This is a genomic window from Kitasatospora sp. NPDC038210 (assembly GCF_055600605.1).
Genome location: NZ_JBVJYK010000023.1, coordinates 62,713 through 78,998 on the forward strand (window position 1 = coordinate 62,713; position 16,286 = coordinate 78,998).

Below are 16,286 nucleotides of genomic sequence, written 5' to 3' on the forward strand. Positions count from 1 at the left end.
GCAGCCACCGGACGGCGGGACGACCCCCGGACCAGCGCTCCCGGGGCGCGTGGGCCCGGGGGTCGTGCCATGGTGGCCGTAGGCCCGCCACGGGCCTCGACCCAGGTCTCGAAAGGCGGAGCCCATGCCCGAGATCGCCCTGCAGTTCGACATCGCCGCGCCCCGTGAGGTCGTCCTCGCCGCGCTCACCACGCACGACGGGCTGACCTCCTGGTGGACCACCGCCGCGGACCGGGAGGAGGACGTCCTGCTGTTCGACTTCCCCGAGGTCCCCGAGCCGTTCCGGCTCCGCGTGGAGCGGGCCGACCAGGACCGGGTGGTGTGGACCAACGCCGGGGCGTTCCCGCCGCACTGGGCCGGCACCTGGATCAGCTGGGACCTCGCCGAGCAGCCCGGAGCGCCCGACCGCACCCGGCTGCTGTTCCGGCACGGGGGCTGGCAGCCGGGCAGCGAGGAGGGCGTCCCGGCGGTGGCCGGCACCTGGGCCGAACTGCTGGTCCGGCTGAAGGACTACGCGCAGAGCGGCAAGGTGCAGCCGTACTTCGTCACCGCCCGGCGGCACGACGCCCCGTGAGCCCGCCGGGGCCGCCCCGCAACACCGCGCCCGCCCCGGCCGTCGGCCGACGGCACCGGTCGCCCGCCAGGGCGCGGTCCGGTGGCGGGATCGCGGCGGCGGGCCGATGGTGGCGGTGTACGCCCGTCGTACCGGCCGCGACCGCCGGCCCGGCCCAGGCCTGGCCCCGGGCCCCGCACCGACCGACGCTCCCGCCACCGTCAGCCACCGCCACCGCCGGTCACCCACCGCCTCCGGGAGGCCCAGCCATGCCCGTCGTCACCGATCCGTACCCGCCCGGCACCCCCTGCTGGGTCGACCTGATGGCCGCCGACCAGCAGGCCGCGCTGGACTTCTACCGCGACCTCTTCGGCTGGCAGGGCGAGGTCGGCCCGGCCGAGTTCGGCGGCTACGCCGTGTGCGCGCTCAACGGCCGGCCGGTCGCCGGGATCATGGGGCAGGTCGTGCCCGAGGGCCAGCCCGCGCCGCCCGTCGCCTGGACCACTTACCTCGCCTCGGACGACGCTGACGAGAGCAACCGGGCCATCGCCGCGGCCGGCGGCACGATCCTGTACCAGCCGATGGACGTCGGCACGATCGGCCGGATGCTGGTCGCCGCCGACCCGACCGGCGCGGTGTTCGGCGTCTGGCAGGCCGTGGACTTCATCGGCGCGGGCGTGGTCAACGAACCGGGCGCGCTGGTCTGGAACGAGCTCAACACCGCCGACGGCGACACGGCCGGCCGCTTCTACCGCGCGGCGCTCGGGCTGCGCCCGGCCACCATCCAGGGCATGGACGGCTACTTCTCGCTCAACGTCGCCGACCGCACGGTGGGCGGCATGCAGGCGATCCCCGGCTACCTCGCCCCGGGCACCCCCTCGCACTGGATGACGTACTTCTCGGTGGACGACACCGACTCCACGGTGGACGCCCTGGTCAAGGCGGGCGGCTCGGTGATCCAGCCGCCGTTCGACATGCAGGCCGGGCGGATGGCCGTCGTCCGGGATCCGCAGGGCGCGGTCTTCGCCGTCGTCCAGGCGCCCCAGGCGCAGCTGCCCGACTCCCCGTAGCCGCCCGCGGCCTGGCCGGGCAACCGGAAGCCGCCCTTCCCGCGACGCGCCGCCGGGAAATGGGCGGCTTCCCCCCGTTCCCGGGTAAGACTGCACCCATGCTGGGGCTACCGGACGACATCCGCGCTTTCCTCTTCGACCTCGACGGAGTGCTCACCCAGACCGCGAAGGTGCACGCCGCGGCCTGGAAGGACACCTTCGACGCCTTCCTGCGCGCCGAAGCCGCCCGTACCGGCGGGCCGTTCGTCCCCTTCGACGCCGTCGTCGACTACGACACCTACGTGGACGGCCGCCCGCGCCTCGACGGTACCCGGGCCTTCCTGCACAGCCGGGACGTCGACCTGCCCGAGGGCACTCCCGACGACCCTCCCAACTCCCGTACCGTCCAAGGGATCAGCCGGGCCAAGAACGACACCGTGCTGCGGATGATCCGCGAACAGGGCGTCCAGCCGTACGACGGCTCGGTCGCCTACGTGCACCGGCTGCGCACGGCCGGGCTGCCCAGTGCGGTGGTCTCCTCCAGCGCCAACTGCCGCGACGTGCTGCGGGCGGCGGGCATCGAGGACCTGTTCGACGTGATCGTGGACGGCAACGTCGCCAAGGCAGAGGGCCTGCCCGGCAAGCCGGCCCCCGACACCTACCTGTACGCCGCCCGCGCGCTCGGCGTCGAGCCGGTGCACGCCGCCGTCTTCGAGGACGCGCTCGCCGGGGTCGCCTCCGGCCGGGCCGGCGGCTTCGGCGCGGTGATCGGCGTGAACCGCACCGGACAGGCCGCCGAACTGCGCCACGACGGCGCCACCGTGGTCGTCGACGACCTCGCCGAGCTCCTGGGGGACGAAGCGTGAGCGGGCGCGGCGGGGCGGGGCCCCTGGGCGGGCGTAGGGAGGCGGCCTCATGAGTCCCTCCGACAACTTCGCGATCGACCCCTGGCAGATCACCGAACAGGGCCTGGACCTGGCCTCGATGGCCCGCGCCGAGTCCGTCTTCGCGCTCTCCAACGGCCACATCGGCCTGCGCGCCAACCTGGACGAGGGCGAGCCGCACGGCCTGCCCGGCACCTACCTCAACGGCGTCTTCGAGCTGCGTCCGCTGCCCTACGGCGAGGGCGGCTACGGCTACCCGGAGTCCAGCCAGAGCGTCATCAACGTGACCAACGGCAAGATCATCCGGCTACTGGTGGACGACGAGCCCTTCGACCTGCGGTACGGCGAACTCGTCAGCCACAAGCGCTGGTTGGACTTCCGCGAGGGCCTGCTGCACCGCGAGGCCGAGTGGACGTCCCCGGCCGGGCGGACGATCCGGGTGCGCTCCTCCCGGCTGGTCTCGCTCACCCAGCGCGCCATCGCGGCCGTCGAGTACGCCGTCGAGGCGGTGGACGGCCCGGTGCGGATCGTGCTGCAGTCCGAGCTGGTCGCCAACGAGCAGCTGCCCGGCGGCCCCGAGGGCGACCCGCGCGTCGCGGCCGTCCTGGAGGCGCCGCTGCAGCCCGAGGTGCACCACGCCGGGGGCACCAAGGCCGTCCTGGTGCACCGCACCCGCTACAGCGGCATCCGGGTCGCGGCCGGCATGGACCACATCATCGAGGGCCCGGAGAAGTTCGACACCGTCGCCGAGGCCGAGGCCGACCACTGCCGGATCAGCGTCACCACCGTGCTCAAGCCCGGACAGCGGCTGCGGCTGACCAAGTTCATGTCCTACGGCTGGTCCGGCACCCGCTCGCTGCCCGCCGTCCGGGACCAGGTGGAGGCCGCGCTCACCGCCGCCCGGTACACCGGCTGGGACGGCCTGGTCGCCGAACAGAACGCGTTCCTGCGCGAGTTCTGGGAGACCAACGACATCGAGATCGAGGGCGACGTCGAACTCCAGCAGGCCGTCCGGTTCGCCGTCTTCCACGTCCTGCAGGCCGGCGCCCGCAGCGAGGAACGGGCCATCCCCGCCAAGGGGTTGACCGGACCCGGCTACGACGGGCACAGCTTCTGGGACACCGAGACCTTCGTCCTGCCCGTGCTGACCTACTGCCTGCCCGCCGCCGTCAACCAGGCCCTGCGCTGGCGGCACACCACCCTCCCGCTGGCCCGCGAACGGGCGGCCCAACTCGGCCTGTCCGGAGCGGTGTTCCCGTGGCGGACGATCCGCGGCGAGGAGTGCTCCGGGTACTGGCCGGCCGGCACCGCGGCCTTCCACATCGGCGCCGACATCGCGGCCGCCGTCGCCCGCTACGTCCGGGCCACCGGGGACGAGGAGTTCGAGCGCGAGTACGGGCTCGAACTCCTCGTGGAGACCGCCCGGATGTGGCGCTCGCTCGGCCACCACGACGTCGCCGGGAAGTTCCGGATCGAGGGCGTCACCGGCCCCGACGAGTACAGCGCCGTCGCGGACAACAACGTCTTCACCAACCTGATGGCGCAGACGAACCTGCGCGCCGCCGCCGAGGCCGCCGTCCGCCACCCGCGCGAGGCCGCCACCCTCGGCGTCGACACCGAGGAGACCGCCGCCTGGCGGGACGCCGCCGCGGCGATGTACATCCCCTATGACGAGGACCTCGGCGTCCACCCGCAGGCCGACGGCTTCACCCACCACCAGGTCTGGGACTTCGAGAACACCCCGCCCGAGAAGTACCCGCTGCTGCTGCACTTCCCGTACTTCGACCTGTACCGCAAGCAGGTGGTCAAGCAGGCCGACCTGGTGCTCGCCATGCAGGTCCGCGGCGACGCCTTCACCGACGAGCAGAAGGCCCGCAACTTCGCCTACTACGAGCGCCTCACCGTCCGCGACTCCTCGCTCTCCGCCTGCACCCAGGCGGTCATCGCCGCCGAGGTCGGCCAGCTCGACCTCGCGTACGACTACACCGCCGAAGCCGCCCTGATGGACCTGCACGACCTCGGCGGCAACACCGGCGACGGCCTGCACATGGCCTCGCTCGCCGGGGCCTGCATCGCCCTGGTGGCGGGGTTCGGCGGGCTGCGCGACCACAGCGAGACGCTGTCCTTCCGCCCCCGGCTGCCGTCCGGGCTGATGCGGCTCAGCTTCTCGCTGCTGGTGCGCGGACACCTGCTCGACGTCCGGATCAGCCACGAGGAGACGACGTACACCCTGCGCCGCGGCTACGTGCTCCACCTGCGGCACGACGGCGAGGCGGTCCAGCTCAAGTCCGGGAAGCCGGTCACCCTGCCCACCACCGCCCCGCCCGCGCAGGAGCGCTTCGCCCAGCCGCCCGGCCGCGAACCCGCCCGCCGCCAGCCCCAGGCTGGCCTCGCCGCGGGCAAGCTCGGCCAGCACGACCACCTGGCGGCGGAGTAGCGCCCGGGGTGCGGGTCCGCGCCGGCCGCGCGGACCCGCACCCCGCGGCGTCCGCGCCCGCGCGCTCACCCGTCCGGCCCACCCCGGCTGCGCCGCCCCGCCGCCCGTCGGAGTGTGCAGGTGCCTGTGAGAACCGGCGCCCCAGTGAAGGAGTGCACCCGTGGCGAGCGTGGCCGAACAGATGGTGGAGGTGCTCCGGCAGGCCGGGGTGGAGCGGGTCTACGGCGTCGTCGGCGACAGCCTCAACCCGGTCGTGGACGCGATCCGCCGGGCCGAGGGCATCGGCTGGGTGCACGTGCGCAACGAGGAGGCCGGGGCCTTCGCGGCCGCCGCCGAGGCCGAACTCACCGGCCGGCTCGCCGTGTGCGCGGGCTCCTGCGGCCCCGGCAACACCCACCTGATCCAGGGCCTCTACGACGCCCAGCGCAGTGGCCTGCCCGTCCTCGCGCTCGCCTCGCACATCCCGTCCGGCCAGATCGGCACCGGCTTCTTCCAGGAGACCCACCCCGAGCGGGTGTTCACCGACTGCAGCAGCTGGTGCGAGCTGCTCTCCGCCCCCGCCCAGCTGCCCCGGCTGCTGCGGATCGCCGTCCAGCACGCGCTCGGCGCGCACGGCGTCTCGGTGCTCGCCTTCCCCGGGGACGTCGCCGCGCTGCCCGCCGCCGGCCCCACCGGCACCAGCCACTTCCTCACCGAGCAGGCCGTCGCCGCGCCGCCGTGGTCGCAGGTGCAGGAGCTGGCCCGGCTGCTCAACGAGGCGCGCAAGGTGGTGCTGTTCTGCGGCGCCGGGGTGCGCGGTGCGCACGCCGAGGTGATGGAGGCGGCGCAGGCCCTGAACGCGCCGATCGGCCACTCCCTGCGCGGCAAGGAGTGGATCCAGTACGACAACCCGTACGACGTCGGCATGAGCGGCCTGCTCGGCTACGGCGCCTGCCACGAGGCGCTGCACTCCGCCGACCTGGTGCTGCTGCTGGGCACCGACTTCCCGTACGACTCCTTCCTGCCGCAGGCGCACACCGTCCAGGTCGACCACGACGCGACCCGCCTCGGCCGGCGCACCGCGCTCGACCTGGCCGTCCACGGCGACGTCGCCGCCACCCTGCGGGCCGTGCTGCCGTTGCTGGAGGCCAAGGGCGACCGCGCCTTCCTCGACGGCATGCTGCGCAAGCACGTCCGGTCGCTGGAGGACGTGGTCGGCGCGTACACCCGGGACATCGAGAAGCACCTGCCGATCCACCCCGAGTACGTCGCCGCCGTCCTCGACGACGTCGCCGCGCAGGACGCGGTGTTCACCGTCGACACCGGCATGAACAACGTCTGGGCCGCCCGCTACCTGCAGCCCAACGGCCACCGGCGGGTGATCGGCTCCTTCCTCCACGGCTCGATGGCCAACGCCCTCCCGCACGCCATCGGCGCCCAGCTCGCCAACCCCGGACGCCAGGTGATCGCGATGGCCGGCGACGGCGGCCTCGGCATGCTGCTCGGGGAACTGCTCACGGTGGCCAAGCACCGGCTGCCGGTGAAGACGGTGGTGTTCAACAACGGCGCGCTCGGCATGATCAAGCTGGAGATGCTGGTCTCCGGGTACCCCGAGTCGGAGATCGACAACGGGGACGTGGACTACGCGGGGATCGCCCGGGCGATGGGGATCCCGGCCAAGCGGGTGACCGAGCCGGCCCGGGTCCGGGAGGTGCTGGCCGAGGCGTTGGAGCGACCGGGACCGGCCCTGGTCGACGTCGTCACCGACCCCAACGCGCTGTCCATCCCGCCGCACATCACCGCCGCCCAGCTGAAGGGCTTCGCGCTGGCGGCCGGGCGGACGGTGCTCTCGGGCGGGGTCGGACGCATGATCGACCTGGCCCGGAGCAACCTGCGGAACATCCCGCGGCCGTGAGGCGGGGAAGGGCCTGCGGGTCCCGGCGTGAGCCCCGCTCGCGGGGCCTTTGCCTCTGAGGCAAGATTCTTGCCCGAGCGGCACGCCGGGTGTCCACTGGGTACATGACCACCAGCTCCACCGGCGCCCCCGCCGCAGCCGACCAGCTCGACGACCAGGAGGTCGTCGGCCTCGCCGCCCGCCTCCGCGAGCACCGGCTCAGCAGCCGCCTCACCCTGGAGGTCGCCGCCGCACGGATCGGACTCTCCCCAGCGTATCTGTCCCGGCTGGAAACCGGCCGCCGACAGCCCTCGCTGCCCGTCCTGCTCGGCCTCGCCCGCGCCTACGGCACCTCGGTGTCCGGCCTGCTCGGCGAGACCACGGCCGAACCGGACCCGGTGGTCCGCGGCGGCGCCATAGAGCCCGGCCGGGCCGGCGGCTGGGGCTACCGCCGGGCCGGCGCCCCCGGCCGTGCCATGCAGGCCCTGCGCGTGCAGGTCCCGCCGGGCGTCCAGGACGCGGTGGTCCGGGTCCACCCCGGCGAGGAGTGGCTGTACATCCTGCGCGGCGAACTCCGACTCACCCTCGGCGACCGCGTCCACCACCTCCGCGTGGGCGACTCCGCCCACTACGACTCGCTCACCCCGCACTGCATCGCCGCCGAGTCCGAGAACGGCGTCGAACTGCTCTTCGTCCACACCCTGCTGCAGAGCCCCGGCGGCGAACTCTGCCTCGGCGGCGGCCCCGCCGCGACCCACTGACCTGCCGTCAGAACCATCCGGAGGAGATCACCATGGCCGATCCCGCCACCACCGCCACCACCGCCCCGGCCCCCCTGGTCGGCGCGGCCGACACCCCGACCGGCCCGAAGACCATGGACGCCGGGAAGTGGGCCAACAAGCGGGTCTACCTGCGCCTGGTGATCTACACCGCCGGCATCCACGTCTTCGCCGGCTTCATCATGCTCCTGTTCGAACTCGGCAGCCGCAACAAGTAGGCGCCCCTCCGCCGTCCGCCCACCTCCACCCCCGAGGGAGGTGGGCGGAACGCCGTCCGGCCCCGTCCGACCCGTCGGCCGGCCAACCCGCCTGCGCCGCCCGACAGTTCGCGAGCGCCCGCCGCTGCGCCCCGCTCGGCGGCTCGGAGAGGGCCTGCGAGCAGCCGTTCACGTGCCGACCGCCGCCCGCCCCTGCGCAGCAACTCGCAGAGGGCTTGCGCCGCGCCTCCCCACCCTCACGCCCTGCGCAGCAGCTCGCAGAGGGCCTGCACCGCCGCCGGGAAGGCGTGCTCCGGTGGCGTGGCGTAGCCGATGACGAGGGAGGGCGGTGCGTCGGCGGGGTCCGGGGTGGCGCGGTGCCAGGCGAGGCCGTTGAGGGAGATGCCGGCGGCCTGGGCGCGGCTGAGGAGTTCGGGTTCCGGGGTGGAGCCGGGCGGGAGCTGGAGGACGGCGTGCAGGCCGGCCGCGATCCCGGTGACCCGGACGTGCGGGGCGTGTTCGGCGAGCGCGGCGACCAGGTGGTCGCGGCGGCGCCGGTAGTGCAGGCGGCAGCGCCGTACGTGCCGGTCGTACGTGCCGGAGGTGATCAGCTCCGCCAGCGTCAGCTGGTCGAGCACCGGGGACATCGTGTCGGCCAGGACCTTCAGCCGGGCGACCGGTTCGACCAGGGCGTCCGGCAGGGCCAGCCAGGCCAGCCGCAGGCCGGGCGCGAGGCTCTTGGCGGCCGTTCCGGCGTACACCACGCGTTCGGGGTCGAGCGCCTGCATGGCGCCCAGCGGCTGCCGGTCGTAGCGGAACTCGCCGTCGTAGTCGTCCTCGACGACGTACCCGTCCTGCTCGCGCGCCCACCGCACCGCTTCCGCCCGTCGTTCGGCGGAGAGCGGGGCGCCGGTGGGGTACTGGTGGGCCGGGGTGAGCAGGACGGCGCCGGGGCGGGTGTCGAGCCGGTCGACCCGGGCGCCCTCCTCGTCCAGCGGCAGCGGGGCGGTGGTGAGTCCGGCGGCCCGGGCGACGTCGTGCTGCGGCGGCAGCCCGTACTCCTCGACCGCGAGCGTGCGGGTGCCGCGTTCCCGCAGGGCGGTGCAGAGCAGGCCGAGGCCCTGGGTGACGCCGGTGCAGATGAGCAGGTGGTCGGGGTCGGTGCGGACGCCGCGGACCCGGGCCAGGTAGTGGGTGAGGGCCTGCCGCAGTTCGATCCGGCCGAGCGGGCTGCCGTAGTCGAGGGCCTCGTGCGGTGCGGTGGCGAGGGCGCGGCGGGCGGCGGCGAGCCAGGCGGTGCGGGGAAAGAGCGAGAGGTCGGGCCGTCCGGACATCAGGTCGTGCCGGGCGGTTCGTCGCTGCGGAACCCGGCGGGCCGCGGCCCGCCTGCCGTGGGCGGGTGCCTCGGGTACGGCCCGCCGGGCGACGGTGGTGCCGGAGCCCTGGCGGGAGTCGAGCCAGCCCTCCGCGGTGAGCTGGCCGTACGCCTCGACGACGGTGTTGCGGGCGATCCCGAGGTCCTCGCCGAGGGCCCGGGAGGAGGGCAGTCGGGTGCCGGGCGCGAGCCGCCCGTCCTGGACGGCCTCGCGCAGGGCGTCCTCCAGGGCGGCCCGCAGCCCGGTCCCGGCGGCGCGCCGCTCGGTGAGGTCGAGGTGCAGGTCGCCGCCGAAGGAGGTCCAGGAGCTGGTCACCGGCCCATTCTCGCGCGGAGGGGCGGCCCGTCGGGGTCACCAGGAGGTGCCGGCGGGCTCCTCGATGGTGGTGTTGATGCGGTTGAAGAAGTTGGTCAGCGCGATCATCAGGACGATCGCGGAGAGCTGCTCCTCGTTGAAGTGGTCGGCGGCGGCGTCCCAGACCTCGTCCGGGACGGCCTTGCCGGAGCGGTCGGCGATCCGGGTGGCGGCCTCGGTGAATTCGAGGGCGGCGCGCTCCTCGTCGGTGAAGAACGGTGCTTCGCGCCAGGCGGCGACGGCGTGCAGCCGCTCGTCGGTCTCGCCGTGCTTCTTGGCTCCCTGGACGCCCGCGAACACGCAGGCGCTGCAGCCGTTGATCTGGCTGGCCCGGAGGTGGACCAGTTCGAGGAGCTGCGGGGAGACGCCGCCCTGGTACATGGCCTTGTAGACGGCCTGGACGCCCTTCATCGCGTCGGGCAGGACCAGGGCGGGGTTCTTCATGCGTGCGGTGGTCACGGTGATCTCCTCGTCGGTTAGCGTCCGTCACTGGACCGACGGATCCCGACGCGAGGATGTGACAGCATGAGCGAAGAGATTTCCCCGGCCGATCCGGCCCGGCCGTCCGAACCGGCCGAACAGTCCGAACTGGCCGAGCTGGCAGGGCGTTTCGAGGCGGAGCGGCCGCAGCTGCGCGCGGTGGCCTACCGGATCCTCGGGTCGGTCGCCGAGGCGGAGGACGCCGTTCAGGAGGCCTGGCTGAAGCTGAGCCGCAGCGACGTGGGCGGGGTGCGCAACCTGGGGGCGTGGCTCACCACGGTGGTCGGCCGGGTCTGCCTGGACCAGTTGCGGTCCCGGGCTTCCCGCCGGGAGGATCCGCTGCCCGAGCAGGAGGGGCAGGTGCGGCTGCCGGACCCGGTGGTCAGCGGGCTGGCGGCGCTGGACCCGGTGCACGAGATCCTGGTCGCCGACTCGGTGGGGATCGCCCTGATGGTGGTCCTGGAGACGCTGTCCCCGGCGGAGCGGGTGGCGTTCGTGCTGCACGACATGTTCGAGGTGCCCTTCGACGGGATCGCCGAGGTGCTGGGCCGCACGTCCGCCTCCACCCGGCAGTTGGCCAGTCGCGCCCGCCGCCGGGTGCAGGGCGCCACGCCGGCCGCGGACACCGACGCCGCCCGCAAGCGCGAGGTGGTGGAGGCGTTCCTGACGGCCTCCCGGGGCGGCGACTTCGACGCCCTGCTGACCGTGCTGGACCCGGACGTGGTGGCCCGCTCCGACGGCGGCACGCTGGTGCCGAGCGTGCTGCGCCGCGGCGCGGCGGACGTCGCCGCCCAGGCGATCACCTTCGCCCGGTTCGCCGCCGACGGCCGCCTGGTCCTGGTCAACGGCTCGCCCGGGGTGGTGTCGTTCGCCGACGGCCGTCCGCTGTCGGTCATGTCGTTCACCATCCACGAGGGCCGGATCACCGCGATGGACATCCTCACCGACCCGACCCGCCTGGCCGGCCTGGGCCTCACGGCCTGACCGGGCACCCGCTCCCCGGGCCCGTCCGGCCGTTCGACGGACGGACGGACCCGGGGGCCGGTTTCAGGCCAGGCCGCCGGTGGCGCGCAGGTTCTGGCCGGTGATCCAGCGGCCGTCCGGGCCGGCCAGGAAGGCGATGACGTCGGCGATGTCCTCGGGGCGGCCGAGGCGGCGCAGCGGGGTCAGGCCGGCCACCCGGGTGAGGGCCTCGGGCGGGTTGGTGCCGCGCAGCAGGTCGGTGTCGGTGGCCCCGGGGGACACGGTGTTGACGGTGATCCCGCGCGGGCCGAGTTCGACGGCGGCGACGGCGGTGAGCTGTTCGACGGCGCCCTTGCTGGCGGCGTACGCGGCGATGCCGGGAACGGGCCGGACGGTGTTCGCGGTGGAGACGTTGATGATCCGCCCGCCGTCGCGCATCCGGCGGGCGGCGTAGCGGACGGTGCTGAAGGCGGCGCGGGTGTTGACGGCCAGGACGGCGTCGAGGGCCTCGTCGTCGAGTTCGGCGAGCGGGGTGGGGACGAAGGACGCGGCGGCGTTGTTCACCAGGACGTCGAGCCCGCCGAGCCGCTCCTCGGCCTCGGCCATCAGCCGCTCGGCGGCGTCCGGCTCGGCGAGGTCGGCCCGTACGGCCCACGCGCGGCCGCCCTCGGCCTCCACGGCGCGGACCGTCTCGGCGGCGGCCGCCCTGTCGCGGGCGTAGCCGAGGACGACCTGCGCGCCGTCGCGCGCCAGCCGCCGGACGACGGCCCGCCCGATGCCCCGCGAGCCGCCCGTGACGACCGCGGCCTTGCCGTCCAGGAGCAGTGGTTCCGTCATGCTTCCTCCACGTGTTCGACGGGTGAGTTGTCACCCTCTCGCGCTACCGTGCCGCGCATGGCGACCTTCGTACTCGTGGCGGGCGCGTGCTCGGTTCCTGGGCCTGGGACGAGGTGCCGGAGCTGCGCGCGGCCGGGCACGGGGCGTACCCGCTGACGCTGTCCGGGCTCGCCGGGCTGCGGGCCCACCTCGCCGCGCACGGGGGCCGGCGGCCGCCGCTGCCGCCCGCTTCTCGACGAGCCCGGACAGGGGCTGACGACCGGGCAGATCGCCCGGATCGCCGAGCGGGCCGCCCCACCCGGGCGCCTCGCTGACCGAACCGGCCGAGCTGGAGGGGCCGTTGAGCGCCCTCCCGGCGGTGTGCGTGAAGTGCCTGCTGGACTGGCCGGAGCCGCCGCCGGTGGTCGCCGCGCTGGTCGCGGACGGCCACTGGCGGCTGGCCGAGCCGGACACCCGGGACCCGGGCACCGACCGATGTTCTCCCGGCCGGCCGAACTGGCTCAGACCGACAGGTAGACCGCGCTGCCGAGGCCGGCCAGGAAGCAGTAGATCGCGAACGGCGTCAGGCTGCGGGTCTCGAAGTACTTGGTGAGGAACCGCACCGAGACGTACCCGGCGGCGAAGGCGGCGACGCTGCCCGCGAGGACCGGGCCGAGCACGGGGGAGTTCTCCGGCTTGAACAGCTCGGGGACCTTCAGCACCGAGGCGGCCAGGATGACCGGGGTGGCGAGCAGGAAGGAGAACCGGGCGGCGTCCTCGTGGTGCAGCCCGCGCAGGATGCCGGCGCTCATGGTGACGCCCGAGCGGCTGATGCCGGGGAACAGCGCGAGGATCTGCGCGGCGCCGATCCAGGCGCCCTGCCCGTAACCCAGCTTGGTGAGCCGGTGGTCGGAGGCGACCGCCGGGTCCAGGCCCGGCTCGTCGACGGGGGCGGCGTGCCCGGCCCGGCGGCGGCCGGAGCCGCCGCGCTTGAGCCGCTCGGCGCCGAGCAGCACGAGCCCGTTGAGGGCGAGGAAGACGGCGGCCGGCAGGGGCTTGCCGAGCGCGTTGCGCAGTGCCTTCTCCAGCACGAGGCCGGCCACGCCGACCGGGATGGTGGAGAGGATGAGCAGCCAGGCGAGCTTCTCGTTGCGGCTCTCCACCCGGCGGTGGCGGATCGAGGTGATCAGCCCGCTGACGACGCGGACCCAGTCCTGCCAGAAGTACACGACCAGCGCGAGCGCGGTCGCCAGGTGCAGGGCGACCAGGGCGGCGAGGTAGGAGGAACCCTCGGCGGTCATGTCGAGGTCGTGCTGGATCTTCCCGCCGATCAGGGCGGGCAGCAGGATGCTGTGGCCGAGGCTGGAGACCGGGAAGAGTTCCGTGACGCCCTGCAGCAGGCCGACGCCTATCGCTTCCGGGTAGGTCAGGGTGGACATCGCGCACCTTCGATCGGGGGGTCGGTGGCCGGCCTTGGTCCGGTGGCCCCCGCGAAGCTACTACGCCCATGTAGACGCCCGGCAGCCCCGCCGCCAGAAGTTCACCGACCGTACGTCTACGGGAAACCGGCGCCCAGGTGGTGGATCAGCGCCCCTGCCACGGCGGCCAGCAGGGTGGTGCTCGGGACGGCCCGGTGCACGGGGTGGCCGAGCAGGACGAAGGCGCTCACGGCGAGCGGTGCGCCCGCCAGCGGCAGGGCGACGGTCAGGACGGCGGACAGGCGGTGCATCGTGGCTCCCCGGACTCGGCTTCGGGCTCGACGCACGCCACGATGGCGCCTCCCGCTGCGTCAGGTTCAAGTCCTTTTCGCCCCGGCGGCCGGAGTTCCGGGCCGGGCTGCTCCCGTCCGGGCGGCCGACCGGGCCCGGGGCGTCCGACCGGGCCCGGGTCAGTCCGTCGCGATCCGCCGCCAGCCCGAGCCGCCCGAGCCGTCCGGCCCGTCCGGCGCCACCGGCGCGGCCGTGAAGTCGTACCGCAGCCGGTCCGGTCCGAGCGCGAGCAGCGAGATCGACGAGGAGCCCCAGACCCGCCCGTCACCGAAGTCCCGGCGCTGGACGAGCGCCGCGTCCTCGTCCGGCGCCAGCCCGTCGCCGCTGACGATCGGCAGCCACGCCCCCCAGGCCCGCGCGGCGGGCCCGGCGCCGGTCGGCTCGGGGCGGGGCGCGGCGCCGAAGCGGTTCCGGAAGTGGGCGGCGCGCGCGGCCATCAGCGCGCTGATCCGCTCGGAGGCGGCGCGGTTGGCGGCCAGGCCCTCCAGCCCGTCGTTGAGCACCACGCTGAGGCCGTCGGGCAGTTCGTGCTCCGTGAGCCGGCCGCCGCCCCAGCTGGCGACCCGGGCGCCGTCCGGCCGGACGAGGACGAGGTGGAAGGGGTCGTACGGGGTCAGGTCGAGGTGGCCGATCCCGCCCTCCGTGACGGCGGTGAGCGGCAGGCGGCCCCGGGTGCGCCGGGAGTCGGCGGGGGCGAGCGGGCCGAAGCCGTTCAGCAGGCAGGCGGCGGTCCGCCGGGCGGGGTCGACGGCCAGCCAGGTGCCGCCGGCCGCGAGGTCGAGCCCGCCGAGCAGCTCGGGCCGGTCCGGCCAGTGGTGGTCCGGCGGCAGCCAGGCGCGCCCCAGGTACTCGTCCCGGACGGACAGCAGCAGTACCGGTACCGCCGCCCCCGGTTCGATGCTGACGAACGCCGTGCACACGACCCCGGCCCCCTGACCTCGTCCTGTCAGCGATCCTCGCACGGCTGTTCGCACGCCGGAAATGGCCCAAGGAACCCGGTGCCGAATGCACCACGGCGACGGGCCACCGCGCTCCTAGGCTGGTGATCATGACGACGAACGACAGCCTGCCGACCCCCGACGCGGCGGCCGGTGCGCACGTGCCCGCCCCGGCCCAGCGCCTCGCGCTCCCGAAGCTCGCCCCCGCCTTCTACCAGGCGATGGTCGCCGTGGACCAGGCCGCCCGCACCGGCCTCGACCCGGTGATCGTCGAGCTGGTCAAGCTGCACGCCTCGATGGTCAACGGCTGCGCCTTCTGCATCGACATGCACTCCACCGACGCCGTGAAGCACGGCGAGCAGCAGCACCGCCTGCTCTCCCTCCCGGCCTGGCGCGAGACCCCCTGGTTCACCGCCCGCGAGCGCGCCGCCCTGGCCCTCACCGAGTCGGTCACCCTGCTGACCCAGGGCCACGTGCCGGACGCCGTGTGGGCCGAGGCCGCCGAGCAGTTCGACGAGACGGAGCTGGCCCAGTTGGTCGCGCTGATCGCCACCATCAACGCCTGGAACCGGATCGGCGTGAGCACCCGCCTGAGCCCGGCCGCGAAGTGAGGGCCGACGACGTGACGACCCAGCAGGAGAAGGCCCGGCTGCTCCGGGAGCTGCACCGCCCGGGCGAGCCGCTGGTGCTGGCGAACGTGTGGGACGCGGCGAGCGCCCGTCTGGTGGCCGTCGCCGGGGCGCGCGCGGTGGCGACGGCCAGCGCGAGCGTGTGCTGGTCGCTCGGCAGCCCGGACGGCGGGGGCGCCGACCGCGAGCAGGTGCTGGCCCGGACCGCCCAGGTCGTCCGGGCGGTCGACCTGCCGGTCACCGCGGACCTGGAGAGCGGCTACGCGGACACCGCCGCCGGGGTCGGCGAGACCGTCGCCGCGCTGCTCGCCACCGGCGCCGTCGGGGTGAACCTGGAGGACGGCGGACGTCCCCTGGAGGAGGCCGCCAAGCGGATCGCGGCGGCTCGGGCGGCGGCCGACGAAGCCGGTGTCCCCCTCGTCGTCAACAGCCGCACCGACGTGTTCCTGCAGGGCACGGGAGCCCCGGAGGGCCGGCTGGACGAGGCCGTCCGCCGGCTGCGGGCGTACGTCGAGGCGGGCGCGGACACCGTGTTCGTCCCCGGCGTGGCCGACCCGGAGACCATCGCCGCCCTGGTCGCGGCCGTCCCGGCGCCGCTGAACGTGCTGGCCGGCCCGGGCTCCCCGTCGGTCGCCGACCTGGCGAAGCTCGGCGTGGCCCGGATCAGCCTCGGCCCGGGCCTGGCCAAGGCGGCGTACGCGGCGGTCCGCCGGGCCGCCGAGGAGGTGTACACGAGCGGCACGTACGGCGCTCTCGACGGCGGGCTGACGTACCCGGAGCTCAACGGGCTCTTCGCCGACTGAACCCCGGGACCGGACCGGGGGGCGGCCGACCGTTCGGGGGACGGCCGGCCGCCCGGCACCGGCCGGTCAGCCCGGGGCGCCGCCGACGCCCGTCAGCCGATCTGCCCGCTGAGCCCCGGGTGGCTCATCTGGTTGGTGCCGACGGCCTCGACCTCGTTGGCGGCGTGCCCGACCACCGGGAGCTTGCCCGCGGTCTGCAGGGCGAGGTCGGCGGGGGAGAGGTTGAGGCCGTCGGTCAGGCCCCCGGTGGCGTCCGGCGAGGCGGCGGTCTGGGTGGTGGCGGAGGCCACCGGGGCGGCGAGGGCCAGGCCCGCCATGGTGAGGGCGGCCAGGGTGGCGAGCTTCTTCATGCCGTGGCTCCTCGTGCCGTGCGTGCCGTCGTTCTT

General features: G+C 74.7%; 17 protein-coding genes and 1 pseudogene. 11 read left to right on the forward strand and 7 right to left on the reverse strand.

Features of this window, described 5'->3' with window-relative positions; all coding sequences use genetic code 11:
• Positions 1 to 124 precede the first annotated feature (124 nt).
• The 7 genes from ACZ7KX_RS33500 (at position 125) to ACZ7KX_RS33530 (ending at position 7,793) form a co-directional block, all read left to right on the forward strand.
• A complete protein-coding gene (locus tag ACZ7KX_RS33500) occupies positions 125 to 574 on the forward strand; it encodes an SRPBCC family protein (RefSeq protein WP_402805906.1) in 450 nt (149 codons plus the stop codon).
• Between the two features lie 248 nt (positions 575 to 822).
• Complete coding sequence (locus ACZ7KX_RS33505; protein ID WP_470329766.1) at positions 823 to 1,623, forward strand: VOC family protein; 801 nt, start codon at positions 823 to 825, stop codon at positions 1,621 to 1,623.
• 98 nt (positions 1,624 to 1,721) lie between these two features.
• Positions 1,722 to 2,468 (forward strand): HAD family hydrolase, encoded by a 747-nt coding sequence (locus ACZ7KX_RS33510; RefSeq protein WP_470329767.1) that lies wholly within the window; start codon positions 1,722 to 1,724, stop codon positions 2,466 to 2,468.
• 49 nt (positions 2,469 to 2,517) lie between these two features.
• Positions 2,518 to 4,923, forward strand: a complete 2,406-nt coding sequence (locus ACZ7KX_RS33515; protein WP_470329768.1) for a glycoside hydrolase family 65 protein — start codon at positions 2,518 to 2,520, stop codon at positions 4,921 to 4,923.
• Positions 4,924 to 5,083: 160 nt separating this feature from the next.
• Positions 5,084 to 6,817 carry a pyruvate dehydrogenase gene (locus tag ACZ7KX_RS33520; protein ID WP_470329769.1) on the forward strand — a complete coding sequence of 578 codons (1,734 nt, stop codon included), beginning with the start codon at positions 5,084 to 5,086 and terminating at the stop codon, positions 6,815 to 6,817.
• Positions 6,818 to 6,921: 104 nt separating this feature from the next.
• Positions 6,922 to 7,557: a helix-turn-helix domain-containing protein gene (locus tag ACZ7KX_RS33525; protein WP_470329770.1), complete on the forward strand. Its 636-nt coding sequence runs from the start codon at positions 6,922 to 6,924 to the stop codon at positions 7,555 to 7,557.
• A 32-nt stretch (positions 7,558 to 7,589) separates the two neighbouring features.
• Entirely contained in the window at positions 7,590 to 7,793 is a 204-nt protein-coding gene (locus ACZ7KX_RS33530; protein WP_470329771.1) for a DUF6126 family protein, read from the forward strand.
• A 236-nt stretch (positions 7,794 to 8,029) separates the two neighbouring features.
• On the opposite strand, the gene pdxR is transcribed toward ACZ7KX_RS33530, so the two are convergent.
• Together pdxR and ACZ7KX_RS33540 are read right to left on the reverse strand one after the other, a co-directional pair.
• Entirely contained in the window at positions 8,030 to 9,463 is a 1,434-nt protein-coding gene (pdxR, locus tag ACZ7KX_RS33535; protein ID WP_470329772.1) for a MocR-like pyridoxine biosynthesis transcription factor PdxR, read from the reverse strand.
• A gap of 36 nt (positions 9,464 to 9,499) precedes the next feature.
• Positions 9,500 to 9,946 (reverse strand): carboxymuconolactone decarboxylase family protein, encoded by a 447-nt coding sequence (locus ACZ7KX_RS33540; protein ID WP_470329799.1) that lies wholly within the window; start codon positions 9,944 to 9,946, stop codon positions 9,500 to 9,502.
• 81 nt (positions 9,947 to 10,027) lie between these two features.
• On the opposite strand from ACZ7KX_RS33540, the gene ACZ7KX_RS33545 reads away from it, so the two are divergent.
• On the forward strand, positions 10,028 to 10,966 hold the full coding sequence (locus ACZ7KX_RS33545) for a sigma-70 family RNA polymerase sigma factor (RefSeq protein WP_470329773.1): 939 nt from the start codon (positions 10,028 to 10,030) through the stop codon (positions 10,964 to 10,966).
• Between the two features lie 63 nt (positions 10,967 to 11,029).
• On the opposite strand, the gene ACZ7KX_RS33550 is transcribed toward ACZ7KX_RS33545, so the two are convergent.
• On the reverse strand, positions 11,030 to 11,782 hold the full coding sequence (locus ACZ7KX_RS33550) for a glucose 1-dehydrogenase (protein WP_470329774.1): 753 nt from the start codon (positions 11,780 to 11,782) through the stop codon (positions 11,030 to 11,032).
• A gap of 57 nt (positions 11,783 to 11,839) precedes the next feature.
• Between ACZ7KX_RS33550 and ACZ7KX_RS33555 the strand changes: the two are divergent.
• A pseudogene (locus tag ACZ7KX_RS33555) lies at positions 11,840 to 12,298 on the forward strand (hypothetical protein).
• On the opposite strand, the gene ACZ7KX_RS33560 reads toward ACZ7KX_RS33555, so the two are convergent.
• The 3 genes from ACZ7KX_RS33560 to ACZ7KX_RS33570 form a co-directional block, all read right to left on the reverse strand.
• Positions 12,283 to 13,200 (reverse strand): undecaprenyl-diphosphate phosphatase, encoded by a 918-nt coding sequence (locus tag ACZ7KX_RS33560; protein ID WP_350525399.1) that lies wholly within the window; start codon positions 13,198 to 13,200, stop codon positions 12,283 to 12,285. The pseudogene ACZ7KX_RS33555 and the gene ACZ7KX_RS33560 sit on opposite strands and share 16 nt — an antisense overlap.
• 116 nt (positions 13,201 to 13,316) lie before the next feature.
• Entirely contained in the window at positions 13,317 to 13,490 is a 174-nt protein-coding gene (locus tag ACZ7KX_RS33565; protein ID WP_470329775.1) for a hypothetical protein, read from the reverse strand.
• A 159-nt stretch (positions 13,491 to 13,649) separates the two neighbouring features.
• Entirely contained in the window at positions 13,650 to 14,450 is an 801-nt protein-coding gene (locus ACZ7KX_RS33570; RefSeq protein ID WP_470329776.1) for an NRDE family protein, read from the reverse strand.
• 128 nt (positions 14,451 to 14,578) lie between these two features.
• Between ACZ7KX_RS33570 and ACZ7KX_RS33575 the strand changes: the two genes are divergently transcribed.
• Positions 14,579 to 15,079 (forward strand): carboxymuconolactone decarboxylase family protein, encoded by a 501-nt coding sequence (locus ACZ7KX_RS33575; protein ID WP_470329777.1) that lies wholly within the window; start codon positions 14,579 to 14,581, stop codon positions 15,077 to 15,079.
• An 11-nt stretch (positions 15,080 to 15,090) separates the two neighbouring features.
• A complete protein-coding gene (locus tag ACZ7KX_RS33580) occupies positions 15,091 to 15,900 on the forward strand; it encodes an isocitrate lyase/PEP mutase family protein (protein ID WP_470329778.1) in 810 nt (269 codons plus the stop codon).
• Between the two features lie 92 nt (positions 15,901 to 15,992).
• Here the strand turns inward: ACZ7KX_RS33580 and ACZ7KX_RS33585 are convergent, their stop codons facing one another.
• Entirely contained in the window at positions 15,993 to 16,250 is a 258-nt protein-coding gene (locus ACZ7KX_RS33585) for a hypothetical protein (protein WP_396552924.1), read from the reverse strand.
• Positions 16,251 to 16,286 lie beyond the last annotated feature (36 nt).